Origin of the sequence: Streptomyces sannanensis (genome assembly GCF_039536205.1) — a bacterium.
Lineage (GTDB): Bacteria > Actinomycetota > Actinomycetes > Streptomycetales > Streptomycetaceae > Streptomyces > Streptomyces sannanensis.
Window position 1 is genome coordinate 6,234,968 of sequence record NZ_BAAAYL010000001.1, and the last position, 14,952, is coordinate 6,249,919.

Consider the following 14,952-nt stretch of genomic DNA (forward strand, 5'->3'; position numbering starts at 1 on the left):
CCCGCGTCACCAGCCCGCTTCGGGGCCCGTCAGCTCCCTGATCGCCGGACGCGCCGCGTCCAGCACCGTCATGAACCATGCGGAGAACGGCACCTCCGCGTGCCGCGCGGCCAGCTCCTCCGGGGTGACGAAGGCCGTGTCGTCGACCTCCTCCGGGTCCGGACGTACGGAGGCCTGCACCAGCCCCACGAAGAGATGGTTGTACTCCTGCTCGACCAGGCCCGAGGCCGGGTCCGGGTGGTTGTACCGCACCGTGCCGGCCGCGGCGAGCAGTGCGGGCGAGATACCCAGCTCCTCATGCGTGCGCCGGGCGGCCGCAGTGAAGGGCGCCTCGCCCGGATAGGGATGCCCGCAGCAGGTGTTCGACCAGACACCGGGGGAGTGGTACTTGCCCAGTGCGCGGCGCTGGAGCAGTAGTCGCCCGGAGGTGTCGAACAGGAATACGGAGAACGCCCTGTGCAGCAGACCGGGCGCCTGGTGGGCGGAGAGCTTCTCCGCCGTGCCGATGGTGTTGCCGCTCTCGTCGACCAGTTCGAGCATGATCGCTTCAGCGGTGCCGTTCGACGAACTGTTCGCCGCGGGGGCTGGTGTGGTCGGCATAACCATCCTTCACTTCGGTCCTCGGCCGTCAGGGGCGCCGGGCCCCCTCAGTCTGCCGCACATCAGGGGCTTGTCCGCACATCGACAGCGCCCGTATGTCCGTTCACATCAGACGCCGGAGGCCTCCGGATAGTTGATCGTGCCCCGTGGCGCCGCCCCGGAAGTGCCCGGGCAGGCTCTCAGAGGCAGAGTCTCGTCTCGTGCTCGGCATGTCCCGAGGGCTCGAGCTGAAAGGTGCAGTGCTCCACGTCGAAGTGATCGCCGAGGCAGCCCTGGAGATCGTGGAGCAGCTTCTCGTGCCCGATCGAGTCCAGCGCGTCACCGCTCACCACGACATGTGCTGAGAGCACCGGCATACCGGACGTGATCGTCCACGCGTGCAGATCGTGGATGTCCTCCACACCCGGAAGAGCCAGGATGTGGGCCCGGACCTCGCCCATGTCGACGTCCTTGGGGGCCGCCTCCAGCAGGACGTTCAGCGTCTCGTGCAGCAGCTTCACCGTACGCGGGACGATCATCAGGCCGATCACCAGAGAGGCGATCGGGTCGGCCTGCTGCCAGCCGGTGGTCATGATGACCGCGGCCGAGATCAGCACCGCCACCGAACCGAGGGCGTCCGCCAGCACCTCCAGGAAGGCGCCGCGCACATTGAGGCTCTCCTTCTGGCCGCGCATGAGCAGTGCCAGCGAGATCATGTTGGCAAACAGGCCGATCAGGGCGAAGACGATGGTCAGCCCGCCCCGGGTCTCGGCCGGTGTGATCAGCCGGTGGATCGCCTCGACCAGGACATAGCCGCCGACGCACAGCAGCAGCAGACAGTTGGCGAGCGCCGCGAGAATCTCGGCGCGGGCGTAGCCGAAGGTCCGGCTCAGGCTGGGCGGACGGTTGGCGAAGTGGATCGCCAGCAGCGCCATCGCCAGTCCGAGCGCGTCCGTCGCCATGTGCGCCGCGTCGGCGATCAGTGCGAGGGAGTCGGCGAGCAGACCACCGGTGATCTCCACAACCATCACGGTCAGGGTGATGCCCAGCGCGATACTCAGCCGGCCCTTGTACGCGGCGGCGGCGGTACCCGTCGGCGGCGGTCCTCCGTGTGTGTGCCCGTGGTCGTGCCCAGCCCCCATGAAGGCCGCCTCCCTCGTTCGTTGCTCCGCGGGTCTGCCCGATCCGTCCGGGAGCCAAGTGAACTACGGGTGGGGGGTATCTGCAAGACGGGACTGAACACCGTTGTCATATGCTCTGACCTGCGGAAACGTCCGCAGGTCAGAGCACCGGAACGATCACTCGGTGAAGGCCCCCGGGTGCCGCAGACGCCAGCCCTCCCACGCCGACTCGACCATCTCGCGCACCCCGCGCCGGGCCTTGAAGCCCAGCTCCTCGGCGATCAGCCCGGCTGCGGCCACGGCCTTCGCCGAGTCACCGGGGCGGCGCGGTTCCACCACCGGCGCCAGATCACTGCGGGTGACCTCGGCCACCAGAACGGCCAGCTCGCGCACGGACACACCCTCGCCCCGGCCGATGTTCACCGTCAGATCACCGGGGCCCTCCTGGGCGGCCAGCCGCCGGGCCGCCGCGAGGTGCGCCTCCGCGAGATCCGCGACATGGATGTAGTCACGGATGCAGGTCCCGTCCGGCGTCGGATAGTCGTCGCCGAAGATACGCGGGGCCTCACCCCTGGTGATCCGGTCGAAGAACATCGGGATGACATTGAACACACCGATGTCCGCGAGCGCCGGCTCGGCCGCACCCGCCACGTTGAAGTACCGCAGACAGGCCGTCGCGATGCCGTGGGCCCGCCCTGCCGCCCGCACCAGCCACTCCCCGGCGAGCTTGGTCTCCCCGTAGGGGTTGATGGGCACGCACGGGGTGTCCTCTGTGATGAGGTCCACGTCCGGTACGCCGTAGACGGCCGCCGAGGAGGAGAAGAGGAACCGCTTGATGCCGGCCGCGGCCACCGCCTCCAGCAGCACGGTCAGGCCGTACACATTTTCCCGGTAGTAGCGCAGGGGCTGCTCGACGGACTCCGCGACCTGCTTCTTCGCTGCGAGATGCACCACACCCCGGACGCCGTACTCGGCGAACGTACGGTCGAGCAGCTCCCGGTCCGCGATCGAACCGCGTACCAGCGGGATCCCGGAGGGGAGCCGCTCGGGAACGCCCGCCGACGTGTCGTCGAGGACGACGACACGCTCACCTGCCTCGTCCATCGCTCGTGCCACATGAGCGCCGATGTAACCCGCTCCACCTGTGATCAGCCATGTCATAACGGCCACCCTAGGGCCTTCCGGGCCGCGTTTTGTGGGGTTGGCCTTGATCGACCATGATGACCCGGGCGCGCCGCCCTCCGGCGCCACCGATACTCTCAGGCCGACGTGCCACCCGCCCCCAGTTCCAAGGAGTGAGTTCGTCTGTCGATCGCCATCCTCACCGGTCCGCCGGTACCCGGGTCGCCACTCGAAGGCGATCTGCGGTCGCTGGGCTTTGACGTACGGACGCCCTCCGAGGCGCAGGACACCGCCGCCCTGCTGGCCGCCGTTCCGGCGGGCGAGCGTGTCGCCGTCGTCGACCCGCGCTTCGTGGGCCATGTGCACACCCTCCGTCTCGCCCTGACGGACCCCCGCTTCGCGGCGGCCTCGGTTCCCGGCGCGCTGACGGCGAAGCCGGAGGCCCGCGCCTCCCTGGCATGGGCCCTGACCGCGGTTCCGGAAGGGGCCGAGAGCCTGCCCGACCGGATCGCGGGAGCCCTCGAGGCGGACGGCACCGCCGTGCACCGGCCCGAACTCGGGTCCCTCGTCGGGACCGTTCCCGCCGACGACGCCGCGCGCGTGGACGCGCAGGCCGCCGTCGCCGCGGTCGACGACGAGGCCGTGCGGCTGCGTTCCGCCGTGAAGGCCCGCGACGGCTTCTTCACGACCTTCTGCATCAGCCCGTACTCGCGTTACATCGCACGCTGGTGCGCACGCCGGGGCTTCACCCCGAACCAGGTCACCACCGCGTCGCTGCTCACCGCGCTGATCGCGGCCGGCTGCGCGGCGACCGGCACCCGGGGCGGTTTCATCGCCGCGGGCGCCCTGCTGATCTTCTCCTTCGTCCTGGACTGCACGGACGGGCAGCTCGCCCGCTACTCGCTGCAGTACTCGACTCTCGGAGCGTGGCTGGACGCCACCTTCGACCGGGCCAAGGAGTACGCGTACTACGCGGGCCTCGCCATCGGCGCCACCCGGGGCGGCGACGACGTATGGGCGCTCGCCCTCGGCGCGATGGTGCTGCAGACGTGCCGCCATGTCGTGGACTTCTCCTTCAACGAGGCGAACCACGACGCGACCGCCAACACGAGCCCCACCGCCGCCCTCTCCGACCGGCTCGACAGCGTCGGCTGGACGGTCTGGGTGCGCCGGATGATCGTCCTGCCGATCGGCGAGCGCTGGGCGATGATCGCGGTGCTGACCGCCGCGACGACGCCCAGGATCACCTTCTACGCCCTGCTCATCGGCTGTGCCTTCGCCGCCTGCTACACCACGGCGGGCCGGGTGCTGCGCTCGCTGACCCGCAGGGCACAGAGAACCGACCGCGCGGCCCGGGCGCTCGCAGACCTCGCCGATTCGGGGCCGATCGCGGAGCTGGTCGCTCGCGCGATGGGCCGCCTCAAGGGGCTCCCGCCGTACGGCTCCCGTGCGCTGATCGCTGCCGAGGGCGCTGTGCTGCTGACCGCGGCGGCGTGGTTCCTGCCCTTCGGTAGCCTGTGGACCGTCGCCGCCGCGGCGTTCTACGCCGTGGGCTCCGGCGTCGCCGTCGCCCTGCCCCTCAAGGGCGCCCTCGACTGGCTGGTCCCCCCGGTCTTCCGGGCCGCCGAGTACGGCACCGTGCTGATCCTGGCCGCCAAGTCCGGGGTGGACGGTGCCCTGCCTGCGGCATTCGGGCTGGTCGCAGCCGTCGCCTACCATCACTACGACACGGTCTACCGCATCCGCGGCGGTACCGGCGCTCCGCCCCGGTGGCTGGTGCGGACGGCCGGCGGACACGAGGGCCGGACCCTCGTGGTGGTGGCACTTGCCGCCGTCCTCGGGACGCGGAACACAGACTTCACCGTGGCGCTCGCGGTCCTCGCCGTGGCCGTCGCGCTGGTGGTGCTCGGGGAGAGCATCCGTTTCTGGGTGTCCTCCGGAGCACCCGCGGTACATGACGAAGGAGAACCCGCATGATCGGCCTCGTACTGGCAGCCGGTGCCGGACGGCGTCTGCGCCCCTACACCGACACGCTTCCGAAGGCCCTCGTGCCCGTCGACGGCGAGACGACCGTCCTCGACCTCACTCTCGGCAACTTCGCCGAGGTCGGCCTCACCGAGGCCGCCATCGTCGTCGGCTACCGCAAGGAGGCCGTGTACGAGCGCAAGGACGCGCTCGAGGCGAAGTACGGCCTGAAGCTGACGCTGATCGACAACGACAAGGCCGAGGAGTGGAACAACGCCTACTCCCTCTGGTGTGCCCGTGAGGTCCTGAAGCAGGGCGTCATCCTCGCCAATGGCGACACCGTGCACCCCGTCTCCGTCGAGCAGACCCTGCTCGCCGCACGCGGTGACGGTCAGAAGATCATCCTTGCCCTCGACACGGTGAAGAACCTCGCCGACGAGGAGATGAAGGTCATAACCGCCGACGGCCAGGGTGTGCGCCGTATCACCAAGCTGATGGACCCGGCGTCCGCCACCGGCGAGTACATCGGTGTGACCCTCATCGAGCCCGAGGCCGCAGCCGACCTCGCCGACGCGCTGAAGGCCACCTTCGAGCGCGACCCGGACCTCTACTACGAGGACGGCTATCAGGAGCTCGTCCACCGCGGCTTCCAGATCGACGTGGCCCCGATCGGCGACGTCAAGTGGGTGGAGATCGACAACCACGACGACCTCGCGAAGGGCCGTGAGATCGCGTGCCAGTACTGACCCGGCTCATCCCGTCCCCGGTCGTCGTCGATATCCGACGCGGTGCCTTGGACGGACTGGCCGGCCTTCTTGCCGATCAGCGGATCTCCAGTTCGGGCCGGCTGGCCGTGGCGGTCAGCGGCGGCTCCGGCCAGGCACTGCGCGAGCGGCTGTCACCGGCCCTGCCGGGCGCCGACTGGTACGCGGTCGCGGACGGCACGATCGACTCGGCGGTCAAGCTCGCCGACGACATCAAGGGCAAGCGGTACGACGCCGTGGTCGGCCTCGGTGGCGGCAAGATCATCGATGTGGCGAAGTACGCCGCGGCGCGCGTCGGCCTGCCAATGGTGGCCGTCGCGACGAACCTCTCGCACGACGGACTGTGCTCCCCTGTCGCCACGCTCGACAACGACAACGGCCGCGGTTCGTACGGACTGCCCACGCCCATCGGGGTCGTCATCGACCTCGATGTGATCCGTGAGGCCCCGGTCCGCTTCGTACGCTCCGGTATCGGCGACGCCATCTCCAACATCTCGGCCATCGCCGACTGGGAGCTGTCGCACATCGTCAACGGCGAGCCCGTCGACGGGCTCGCCGCCGCCATGGCCCGGACCGCCGGCGAGTCCGTGCTGCGCCACCCGGGCGGTACCGGCGACGACGAGTTCCTGGTCGTGCTCGCCGAGGCCCTGGTGCTGACCGGGATCGCCATGTCGATCAGTGGGGACACCCGGCCCTCGTCGGGGGCCTGCCACGAGATCAGCCACGCCTTCGACCTGCTCCACCCCAGGCGTGCCGCGTCGCACGGTGAGCAGGTCGGCCTCGGGGCCGCCTTCGCCATGCACCTGCGCGGTGCCCGGGAGCAGTCCGCGCTCTTCGCGGAGGTGCTGCGCCGGCACGGCCTGCCGGTGCTGCCCGAGGAGATCGGATTCTCCGCGGACGAGTTCGTCGCGGCCGTGGACTACGCACCGCAGACCCGGCCGGGGCGCTTCACCATCCTTGAGCACCTCGACCTCTCCACCGATCAGATCAGGGACGCGTACGCCGACTATGCCAAGACCATCCGTAGCTGAACTCCGCCCGGTCGTTCACCCGGCAGGTGTCAAGGACCGGCGCAGCGGAGAGCACTGGGGCGGACGCCTGTACATGCGCGAGATCTCGCTGCGCGTCACCCGCCACCTGGTGAACACCAAGGTCACGCCGAACCAGCTGACCTACCTGATGACCCTCGCCGGTGTCCTCGCCGCCCCGGCCCTGCTGGTGCCGGGCGTCTGGGGTGCCGTCCTCGGTGTGGTGATGGTCCAGCTCTACCTGCTGCTCGACTGCGTCGATGGGGAGGTCGCCCGCTGGAAGCAGCAGTTCTCGCTGTCCGGGGTGTATCTGGACCGGGTCGGCGCCTACCTGTGCGACGCGGCGGTCCTCGTCGGCTTCGGCCTGCGCGCTGCGGACCTGTGGGGCAGCGGGCGGATCGACTGGCTGTGGGCCTTCCTCGGCACCCTCGCCGCGGTCGGCGCGATGCTGATCAAGGCCGAGACCGACCTGGTCGGCGTCGCCCGCCACCAGGGCGGGCTGCCGCCGGTCAAGGACGCGGCGGCCGAGCCGCGCTCGTCCGGCATGGCGCTCGCCCGCCGGGCCGCCGCCGCGCTGAAGTTCCACCGGCTGGTCCTCGGTATCGAGGCGTCCCTGCTCATCCTGGTGCTGGCCGTCCTGGACGCGGTCCGGGGCGATCTGTTCTTCTCCCGCCTCGGCGTCGCCGTGCTGGCCGGCATCGCGCTGCTCCAGACGCTGCTGCACCTGGTGTCCATCCTCGTCTCCAGCAGGCTGAGGTGAGCGCCATGCTGCACTCTCCCGGGGGGCGACCGCCGTACCCCCGAAAAGTCGGCGCCGTCATCATCACCATGGGCAACCGCCCCGACGACCTGCGGGCCCTGCTGGACTCGGTCGCCCGGCAGGACGGCGACCCGATCGAGGTGGTCGTGGTCGGCAACGGCGCCCCGGTGGGCGACGTTCCCGAGGGCGTACGGACCGTGGAGCTGCCCGAGAACCTGGGCATCCCCGGTGGCCGTAACGCCGGCATCGAGGCCTTCGGCGCGCATGGCAAGGATGTCGACGTCCTTCTCTTCCTGGACGACGACGGCAGCCTGCCGAACACCGACACCGCCGAGCTGTGCCGCCAGGCCTTCGCGGCCGACCCGAAGCTGGGCATCATCAGCTTCCGGATCGCCGACCCGGACACCGGGCTCACCCAGCGCCGGCACGTCCCCCGGCTGCGTGCCTCCGACCCGATGCGTTCCTCACGCGTGACCACCTTCCTGGGCGGCGCCAATGCGGTGCGCACCGAGGTCTTCGCCGAGGTCGGCGGTCTCCCGGACGAGTTCTTCTACGCCCATGAGGAGACCGATCTGGCCTGGCGGGCGCTGGACGCCGGCTGGCTGATCGACTACCGCTCGGACATGGTGCTGCACCACCCGACGACCCCGCCGTCCCGGCACGCGGTCTACCACCGCATGGTGGCCCGCAACCGGGTCTGGCTGGCGCGGCGGAATCTGCCCGTCCCGCTGGTTCCGGTGTACGTCGGTGTATGGCTGCTGCTGACCCTGGCGAGACGGCCGTCGGTACCGGCTCTGAAGGCATGGTTCGGCGGCTTCAAGGAGGGCTGGACCGCTCCCTGCGGGCCCCGCCGTCCCATGAAGTGGCGTACTGTCTGGCGGCTGACGCGACTTGGCCGCCCTCCTGTCATCTGACAAGCTCTGCTCGTGAGAGCAACGGGCGTGTCCCCAGGACCCAGGCGTCCGGGCCGACTCCCGGCCGACTGCGCATCTTGAACACGAAAGTTTCAACTTGTGACTGACACAACCCATCACGGCGAGGTCGCCATGATCGCGCCCTCCTCGCCGGACGACGGCCTGTCCGCAGCGGAACTGGCCGCCAAGTACGGTCTGTCGGTGAGCGGTGCTCGGCCGGGGCTCAGCGAGTACATCCGGCAGCTGTGGGGAAGGCGCCACTTCATCATCGCCTTCTCCCGGGCGAGACTCGCTGCCCAGTACAGCCAGGCGAAGCTCGGCCAGCTCTGGCAGGTGGCCACGCCCCTGCTCAACGCCATGGTCTACTACATGATCTTCGGTCTCATCCTGAACTCGGGCAGAGGCATGTCGAAGGAGGTGTTCCTTCCCTTCCTCGTGACAGGTGTGTTCGTCTTCACCTTCACCCAGAGCTCGGTGATGGCCGGTGTCCGGGCGATATCGGGCAACCTCGGGCTGGTCAGGGCGCTGCACTTCCCGCGTGCCGCGCTGCCGGTCTCCTTCGCGCTCCAGCAGCTCCAGCAGCTGATGTACTCGATGGTCGTGCTGGTGATCGTCGCGGTCTCCTTCGGCAGCTACCCGTCGCTCGCCTGGCTGCTCGTGATCCCCGCGCTCACGCTGCAGTTCTTCTTCAACGCCGGTCTCGCGATGGTCATGGCCCGGCTGGGCAGCAAGACCCCCGACCTCGCGCAGCTGATGCCGTTCATCATGCGCACGTGGATGTACGCCTCGGGTGTGATGTTCAGCATCCCGGTGATGCTCGAGGACAAGCCGGCCTGGATCGCCGAAATCCTCCAGTGGAATCCGGCGGCCGTCTACATGGACCTGATCCGGTTCGCGCTGATCGACGGTTACGGCTCGGAGAACCTGCCCTCGCACGTCTGGGCGGTGGCGGCCGGCTGGGCGGTGCTCGTCGGCATCGGCGGGTTCGTGTACTTCTGGAAGGCTGAGGAACGGTACGGCCGTGGCTGACGAAAAGAACCACGCGAACGAAACACGCGACGAGCACGGTGTGCGGATCCCGACGGTCATCGCCGAGGACGTGCACATCGTGTACCGCGTGCACGGCGGCACGGCGAGCAAAGGCAGCGCCACCGCCGCACTCAGCCGCATCCTCAAGCGCGGGGAGTCGCCCGGCGTCCGCAGGGTGCATGCGGTCCGTGGGGTCTCCTTCACGGCGTACCGGGGCGAGGCCATCGGCCTCATCGGCACCAACGGCTCCGGGAAGTCCACGCTGCTGCGGGCCATCGCCGGTCTCCTGCCCACGGAGAGCGGCAGGGTCTACACGGACGGCCAGCCCTCGCTGCTCGGCGTCAACGCCGCGCTGATGAGCGACCTGACCGGTGAGCGGAACGTCATACTCGGCGGCCTGGCCATGGGCATGTCGCGCGAGGAGATCCGCGAGCGGTACCAGGACATCGTCGACTTCTCCGGCATCAACGAGAAGGGCGACTTCATCACCCTGCCGATGCGGACGTACTCCTCCGGCATGGCGGCCAGACTCCGGTTCTCCATCGCCGCGGCCAAGAACCACGACGTACTGATGATCGACGAGGCCCTGGCCACCGGCGACCGCAGGTTCCAGATCCGCTCCGAGGCGCGTATCCGGGAGCTCCGTAAGGAGGCAGGTACGGTCTTCCTGGTCAGCCACAGCGCCAAGTCCATCCGGGACACCTGCAACCGCGTCCTGTGGCTGGAGAAGGGCGAGCTGCTGATGGACGGGCCGACCGACGAGGTCCTCAAGGCCTACGAGAAGGAGGCCGGAAAGTAGCCGGCGGATTCGAGTGGTCCACGGCCCCCGCCGGAGAGGTCCGGTGGGGGTCCGTGCGTGTTACGGAACGGTCAAGACTGCCGGGAGGGCGTCAACACCGCGCTGCGCTGGGAAGGTTGGGGCTCAAGAAGGTGCTCTTGCAATGCTTCGGGCGCCCCGGGGCGCAGCAGTGCGTTGTACAACGTAAGCTGTAGCGGTGCCGATTCACGGCAAGTGGGGCGATACCGCCTCGCGTACCCCGCTCTCGGGCGGGTCCCACTCGGGAGGACCGGCGGCGTGTCCGAAATAGGATGTATTGGGTCGGCAGTGTAGAACGGGAGATGTGACGGCAATGGCTACGGGAGATCTCCAGCTCCGAGACGCATCCGCCGTCACCGTGCCGGGAAGTCCGCGGTGACCGGAGCCCGGGACGTGCGCACCGACCCCCACGCGCGCACCACGCTCGACAAGGCCGCGGACGAGAACTTCCCCGTGGCCCCCTTCTTCCTGCCGCGCGCCTGGCGCGGCGACCTGATGGCCGTTTACGGCTTTGCCCGTCTCGTCGACGACATCGGCGACGGCGATCTCGCCCCGGGCGGGGCCGACGCCCGGCATCTCGGCGTCGGCCCGGACCGGGCGGACGACCGGCTGGCGATGCTCGACGCCTTCGAGGCAGACCTCCACCGGGTCTTCGACGCCGACGGTGACGGCCCTCGCCACCCCCTGCTGCGTGCCCTCCGGCCGACCGTGTGCCGCCATGGACTGACCCCCCAGCCCTTCCTCGGGCTCGTCGAGGCAAACCGCCAGGACCAGCTGGTCCGGCGCTACGAGACGTACGACGACCTCGTCGCCTACTGCGAACTGTCGGCCAATCCGGTCGGTCGGCTGGTCCTCGGGATCACCGGCACGGCAAGCCCAGAGCGCATCCGCCGCTCCGACGCGGTGTGCACCGCGCTGCAGATCGTCGAGCATCTCCAGGACGTCGCCGAGGACCTCGGCCGTGACCGTATCTACCTGCCCATGGAGGACATGAAGCGGTTCCATGTCACGGAGGCCGATCTGGCCGCCCCGAGCGGGGGCGCATCGGTGCGCGCGCTGGTCGCGTTCGAAGCGGAACGCGCCCTGCGCCTGCTGAATGAAGGAACCCCCCTGGTGGGTAGCGTCCACGGCAGACTCAAGCTGCTGCTCGCCGGGTTCGTCGCCGGAGGACGTGCCGCTCTCCATGCGGTCGCGGCCGCCGGTCACGACGTACTCCCGGGACCGCCCAAGCCCACCAAGCCCGTCCTGCTGCGCGAGGTGGGTGCCGTCTTGCGAACAGCGCACAGAGAGGGGTGAGCCGGACCGTGGAGGGACCCGTGTACGTGTCCGCACCGGTACAGGCCGCGTACAGCTACTGCGAGGTGGTGACCGGAGGGCAGGCTCGCAATTTCGCCTACGGCATCAGACTGCTGCCCGCCGACAAGCGGCAGGCCATGTCCGCGCTCTACGCCTTCTCCCGGCGTGTCGACGACATCGGCGACGGCGCGCTGGCGCCGGAGGCCAAGCGGGAGCGTCTCGAATCGACCCGCGAGCTGCTCGCCCGTATCAGGAACGGTTCCGTGGCGGAGGACGACACCGACCCGGTCGCCGTGGCGCTCACCCACGCGGCACGCCGGTTCACCATCCCGCTCGGCGGGCTCGACGAGCTCATCGACGGCGTTCTGATGGACGTGCGCGGCGAGGCCTACGAGACCTGGGACGACCTCAAGGTCTACTGCCGGTGTGTCGCAGGTGCCATCGGACGGCTCTCGCTCGGCGTGTTCGGCACCCAGCCCGGCGCGCAGGGCGCCGAACGCGCCCCCGAGTACGCCGACACGCTCGGCCTCGCGCTGCAACTCACCAACATCCTCAGAGACGTTCGCGAGGACGCCGGCAACGGCCGGGTCTACCTGCCCTCCGACGACCTCGCCAAGTTCGGCTGCTCCACAGGCTTTCACAGCGCCACACCGCCCGAGGGCTCCGACTTCGCGGGACTGGTCCAGTTCGAAGTGCGCCGCGCCCGCACCCTGTTCGCCGAGGGCTACCGGCTGCTTCCCATGCTCGACCGGCGCAGCGGCGCCTGCGTCGCCGCCATGGCCGGTATCTACCGCCGGCTCCTCGACCGGATCGAGCGCGACCCTGAGTCCGTGCTGCGCGGCCGGGTCTCCCTGCCGGGCCGTGAAAAGGCCTATGTCGCGGTGCGCGGACTGTCCGGCCTCGACGCGCGGACGATCTCCCGGCAGACCGTGAGGAGGCGGGCGTGATGCGAGCCGAACGAGACGCAACCGATCGCCGCGGCCCTGCGTCACTGCCTGCGACGACGCGCCGAACGTGCGGCATCGGCCCGACCGGAGGGGAGGGGGCATGACACACGACCCCAGACGGTCCGGGCATGCCGTGGTCGTCGGCGGAGGGCTTGCCGGCATCACGTCGGCGCTGGAACTGGCCGACGCCGGAATGCGGGTGACCCTGCTCGAGGGCCGTCCGCGGCTCGGCGGACTGGTCTTCTCGTTCCGGCGCGGCGAACTCACCGTCGACAATGGCCAGCATGTGTATCTGCGCTGCTGCACCGCGTACCGGTGGTTCCTCGACCGCGTCGGCGGAGCCCCACTGGCGCCCATTCAGGACCGGCTCGACGTACCGGTTCTCGACGTGGCGCACCGCAACGGACCGCGGCTCGGCCGACTGCGCCGTGCCGCGCTGCCGGTGCCGCTCCACCTGGCCGCCAGCCTCGCCACCTATCCGCACCTCTCGCTCGCCGAGCGGGCGTCCGTCGGGCGTGCCGCCCTCGCGCTGAAGGGGCTGGACCCGGCCGACCCGGCCCTGGACGGCATCGACTTCGCGACCTGGCTCGGCCGCCACGGCCAGTCGGCCCGTACCGTCGAGGCGCTCTGGGATCTGGTCGGTGTCGCCACGCTCAACGCCACCGCGGCGCACGCCTCCATGGGCCTCGCCGCGATGGTCTTCAAGACCGGACTCCTCTCCGACCCGGGCGCCGCCGACATCGGCTGGTCTCAGGTGCCCCTCGGTGAACTGCACCACACACTGGCCCGCAAGGCCCTGGACTCCGCGGGCGTACGAACCGAGCTGCGCACCCGCGTCAGCGCCATCTCCCGTACTGAGGGCGGTAGTTGGCACGTCGACGTTCCCGGCGAGCGGCTCGAGGCCGACGCGGTCGTCCTCGCCGTGCCGCAGCAGGAGACACACGGTCTGCTGCCGCACGGGGCGCTCGACGACCCCGGCATGCTGCTGGACATCGGTACCGCGCCCATCCTGAACGTCCATGTCGTCTACGACCGGAAGGTGCTGCACCGGCCCTTCTTCACCGCGCTCGGCAGCCCGGTGCAGTGGGTCTTCGACCGCACCGACGCCTCCGGGCTCACCGGCGGCGGCCAGTACCTCGCGGTGTCGCAGTCCGCGGCCCACGACGACATCGACACCCCGGTCGCCGAACTGCGCGAGCGGTATCTCCCCGAACTCGAGCGACTGCTGCCCGCGGCACGCCGCGCACAGGTACGGGACTTCTTCGTCACCCGGGAGCGGACAGCCACGTTCGCCCCCACTCCCGGCGTCGGACGGCTGCGCCCCGCGGCCCGTACGAACGCCCCCGGCCTGTATCTGGCCGGCGCGTGGACGGCCACTGGCTGGCCCGCGACCATGGAGGGCGCCGTGCGCAGTGGCATCACCGCTGCGGGCGCGGCACTCTCCTCACTTGGCCGCCCCCACCGCCATCCACTGAAGGAGGCGGTGTGAGCACCGTTCCCGCAACAAGAGGAGAGACCGTGCCGATTGTGCCCTCGGCGAATCCGGCTGTCGACACCGCGGACGTCGCCGCGCTGCTCGATCGCGGCAAAACCCTGTCCACCCCGGTGCTGCGCACCGTCGTGGACCGGCTTGCCGCGCCCATGGACACCGTCGCCGCGTACCACTTCGGTTGGATCGACGAGCAGGGCCGTCCCGCCGACGGTGACGGCGGGAAGGCCGTACGTCCCGCACTCGCGCTGCTCTCCGCGGAGGCGGCCGGCGCCGCCCCCGAGGCCGGCATCCCCGGTGCGGTCGCCGTCGAGCTGGTGCACAACTTCTCGCTGCTGCACGACGACCTGATGGACGGCGACGAGCAGCGGCGCCACCGGGACACCGTGTGGAAGGTGTACGGGCCGGCCCAGGCCATCCTGGTCGGCGACGCCCTCTTCGCACTGGCCAATGAGGTCCTGCTGGAGCTCGGCACGGTCGAGGCAGGGCGGGCCACCCGCCGGCTGACCACCGCCAGCCGCAAGCTGATCGACGGCCAGGCGCAGGACATCAGCTACGAGCACCGGGAGCGGGTCACCGTCGAGCAGTGCCTGGAGATGGAGGGCAACAAGACGGGTGCCCTGCTCGCCTGTGCCTGTTCCATCGGTGCGGTGCTCGGCGGCGCCGATGACCGTACCGCCGACACCCTGGAGGCGTACGGCTACCACCTCGGCCTCGCCTTCCAGGCGGTCGACGACCTGCTGGGCATCTGGGGCGACCCCCAGTCCACCGGCAAGCAGACCTGGAGCGACCTGCGCCAGCGCAAGAAGTCCCTGCCGGTCGTGGCCGCACTCGCCGCGGGCGGCAGGGCCTCGGAACGGCTCGGTGAGCTGCTCGCCGCCGATGCCAAGAGCAGCGACTTCGACAGCTTCTCCGAGGAGGAGTTCGCCACCAGGGCGGCCCTGATCGAGGAGGCGGGCGGCCGCGAGTGGACCTCCCAGGAGGCCCGTCGGCAGCACACCATCGCCGTCGAGGCCCTGCACGGAGTCGACATGCCGGAACGGGTAAGGGAGCAGCTGACCGCACTCGCCGACTTCGTGGTCGTGCGCAAGAGATGACCGCCGTACTCCGCATATCCGTGT

At 70.0% G+C, this 14,952-nt stretch carries 14 protein-coding genes; 11 read left to right on the forward strand and 3 right to left on the reverse strand.

Going from position 1 to position 14,952, the window contains the following annotated elements; genetic code table 11:
- Positions 1-6: 6 nt before the first annotated feature.
- From idi to galE, 3 genes are all read right to left on the reverse strand, one after another.
- Positions 7-600, reverse strand: coding sequence for an isopentenyl-diphosphate Delta-isomerase (idi, locus tag ABD858_RS29055; RefSeq protein ID WP_345043010.1), 594 nt, complete (start codon positions 598-600; stop codon positions 7-9).
- 179 nt (positions 601-779) lie between these two features.
- Entirely contained in the window at positions 780-1,721 is a 942-nt protein-coding gene (locus ABD858_RS29060) for a cation diffusion facilitator family transporter (RefSeq protein WP_345043012.1), read from the reverse strand.
- 156 nt (positions 1,722-1,877) lie between these two features.
- Entirely contained in the window at positions 1,878-2,861 is a 984-nt protein-coding gene (gene galE / locus ABD858_RS29065; RefSeq protein ID WP_345043014.1) for a UDP-glucose 4-epimerase GalE, read from the reverse strand.
- A gap of 144 nt (positions 2,862-3,005) precedes the next feature.
- On the opposite strand from galE, the gene ABD858_RS29070 reads away from it, so the two are divergent.
- The 11 genes from ABD858_RS29070 to ABD858_RS29120 all read left to right on the forward strand — a co-directional run bounded on the left by ABD858_RS29070 (position 3,006) and on the right by ABD858_RS29120 (position 14,928).
- Complete coding sequence (locus ABD858_RS29070) at positions 3,006-4,799, forward strand: DUF5941 domain-containing protein (RefSeq protein ID WP_345044979.1); 1,794 nt, start codon at positions 3,006-3,008, stop codon at positions 4,797-4,799.
- The gene (locus tag ABD858_RS29075) at positions 4,796-5,533 is read left to right on the forward strand and encodes a phosphocholine cytidylyltransferase family protein (protein ID WP_345043017.1); all 738 of its coding nucleotides are present in this window, start codon (positions 4,796-4,798) and stop codon (positions 5,531-5,533) included. Before ABD858_RS29070 ends, ABD858_RS29075 begins: the two co-directional genes overlap by 4 nt.
- Entirely contained in the window at positions 5,521-6,582 is a 1,062-nt protein-coding gene (locus ABD858_RS29080; protein ID WP_345043019.1) for an iron-containing alcohol dehydrogenase family protein, read from the forward strand. Before ABD858_RS29075 ends, ABD858_RS29080 begins: the two co-directional genes overlap by 13 nt.
- A complete protein-coding gene (locus ABD858_RS29085; RefSeq protein ID WP_345043021.1) occupies positions 6,560-7,339 on the forward strand; it encodes a CDP-alcohol phosphatidyltransferase family protein in 780 nt (259 codons plus the stop codon). Before ABD858_RS29080 ends, ABD858_RS29085 begins: the two co-directional genes overlap by 23 nt.
- 5 nt (positions 7,340-7,344) lie before the next feature.
- Complete coding sequence (locus ABD858_RS29090) at positions 7,345-8,253, forward strand: glycosyltransferase family 2 protein (RefSeq protein WP_345043024.1); 909 nt, start codon at positions 7,345-7,347, stop codon at positions 8,251-8,253.
- 99 nt (positions 8,254-8,352) lie between these two features.
- On the forward strand, positions 8,353-9,282 hold the full coding sequence (locus tag ABD858_RS29095; RefSeq protein ID WP_345043026.1) for an ABC transporter permease: 930 nt from the start codon (positions 8,353-8,355) through the stop codon (positions 9,280-9,282).
- Positions 9,275-10,081 (forward strand): ABC transporter ATP-binding protein, encoded by an 807-nt coding sequence (locus ABD858_RS29100; RefSeq protein ID WP_345043028.1) that lies wholly within the window; start codon positions 9,275-9,277, stop codon positions 10,079-10,081. The genes ABD858_RS29095 and ABD858_RS29100 overlap by 8 nt, the downstream gene beginning before the upstream one ends.
- A 393-nt stretch (positions 10,082-10,474) precedes the next feature.
- Entirely contained in the window at positions 10,475-11,395 is a 921-nt protein-coding gene (gene hpnC / locus ABD858_RS29105) for a squalene synthase HpnC (protein WP_345043030.1), read from the forward strand.
- Complete coding sequence (gene hpnD, locus ABD858_RS29110; RefSeq protein WP_345043032.1) at positions 11,392-12,342, forward strand: presqualene diphosphate synthase HpnD; 951 nt, start codon at positions 11,392-11,394, stop codon at positions 12,340-12,342. Before hpnC ends, hpnD begins: the two co-directional genes overlap by 4 nt.
- A 100-nt stretch (positions 12,343-12,442) precedes the next feature.
- Positions 12,443-13,831, forward strand: a complete 1,389-nt coding sequence (gene hpnE / locus ABD858_RS29115) for a hydroxysqualene dehydroxylase HpnE (protein ID WP_345043035.1) — start codon at positions 12,443-12,445, stop codon at positions 13,829-13,831.
- Positions 13,832-13,869: 38 nt separating this feature from the next.
- Entirely contained in the window at positions 13,870-14,928 is a 1,059-nt protein-coding gene (locus tag ABD858_RS29120; protein ID WP_345044982.1) for a polyprenyl synthetase family protein, read from the forward strand.
- Positions 14,929-14,952: the final 24 nt, after the last annotated feature.

What these genes read in the sequence shown, in the direction of transcription:
- idi (WP_345043010.1), bottom strand. Translation starts at nt 600, where the DNA reads ATGCCGACCACACCAGCCCCCGCGGCGAACAGTTCGTCGAACGGCACC.
- ABD858_RS29060 (WP_345043012.1), bottom strand. Translation starts at nt 1,721, where the DNA reads ATGGGGGCTGGGCACGACCACGGGCACACACACGGAGGACCGCCGCCG.
- galE (WP_345043014.1), bottom strand. Translation starts at nt 2,861, where the DNA reads ATGACATGGCTGATCACAGGTGGAGCGGGTTACATCGGCGCTCATGTG.
- ABD858_RS29075 (WP_345043017.1), top strand. Translation starts at nt 4,796, where the DNA reads ATGATCGGCCTCGTACTGGCAGCCGGTGCCGGACGGCGTCTGCGCCCC.
- ABD858_RS29085 (WP_345043021.1), top strand. Translation starts at nt 6,560, where the DNA reads ATGCCAAGACCATCCGTAGCTGAACTCCGCCCGGTCGTTCACCCGGCA.
- ABD858_RS29090 (WP_345043024.1), top strand. Translation starts at nt 7,345, where the DNA reads ATGCTGCACTCTCCCGGGGGGCGACCGCCGTACCCCCGAAAAGTCGGC.
- hpnE (WP_345043035.1), top strand. Translation starts at nt 12,443, where the DNA reads ATGACACACGACCCCAGACGGTCCGGGCATGCCGTGGTCGTCGGCGGA.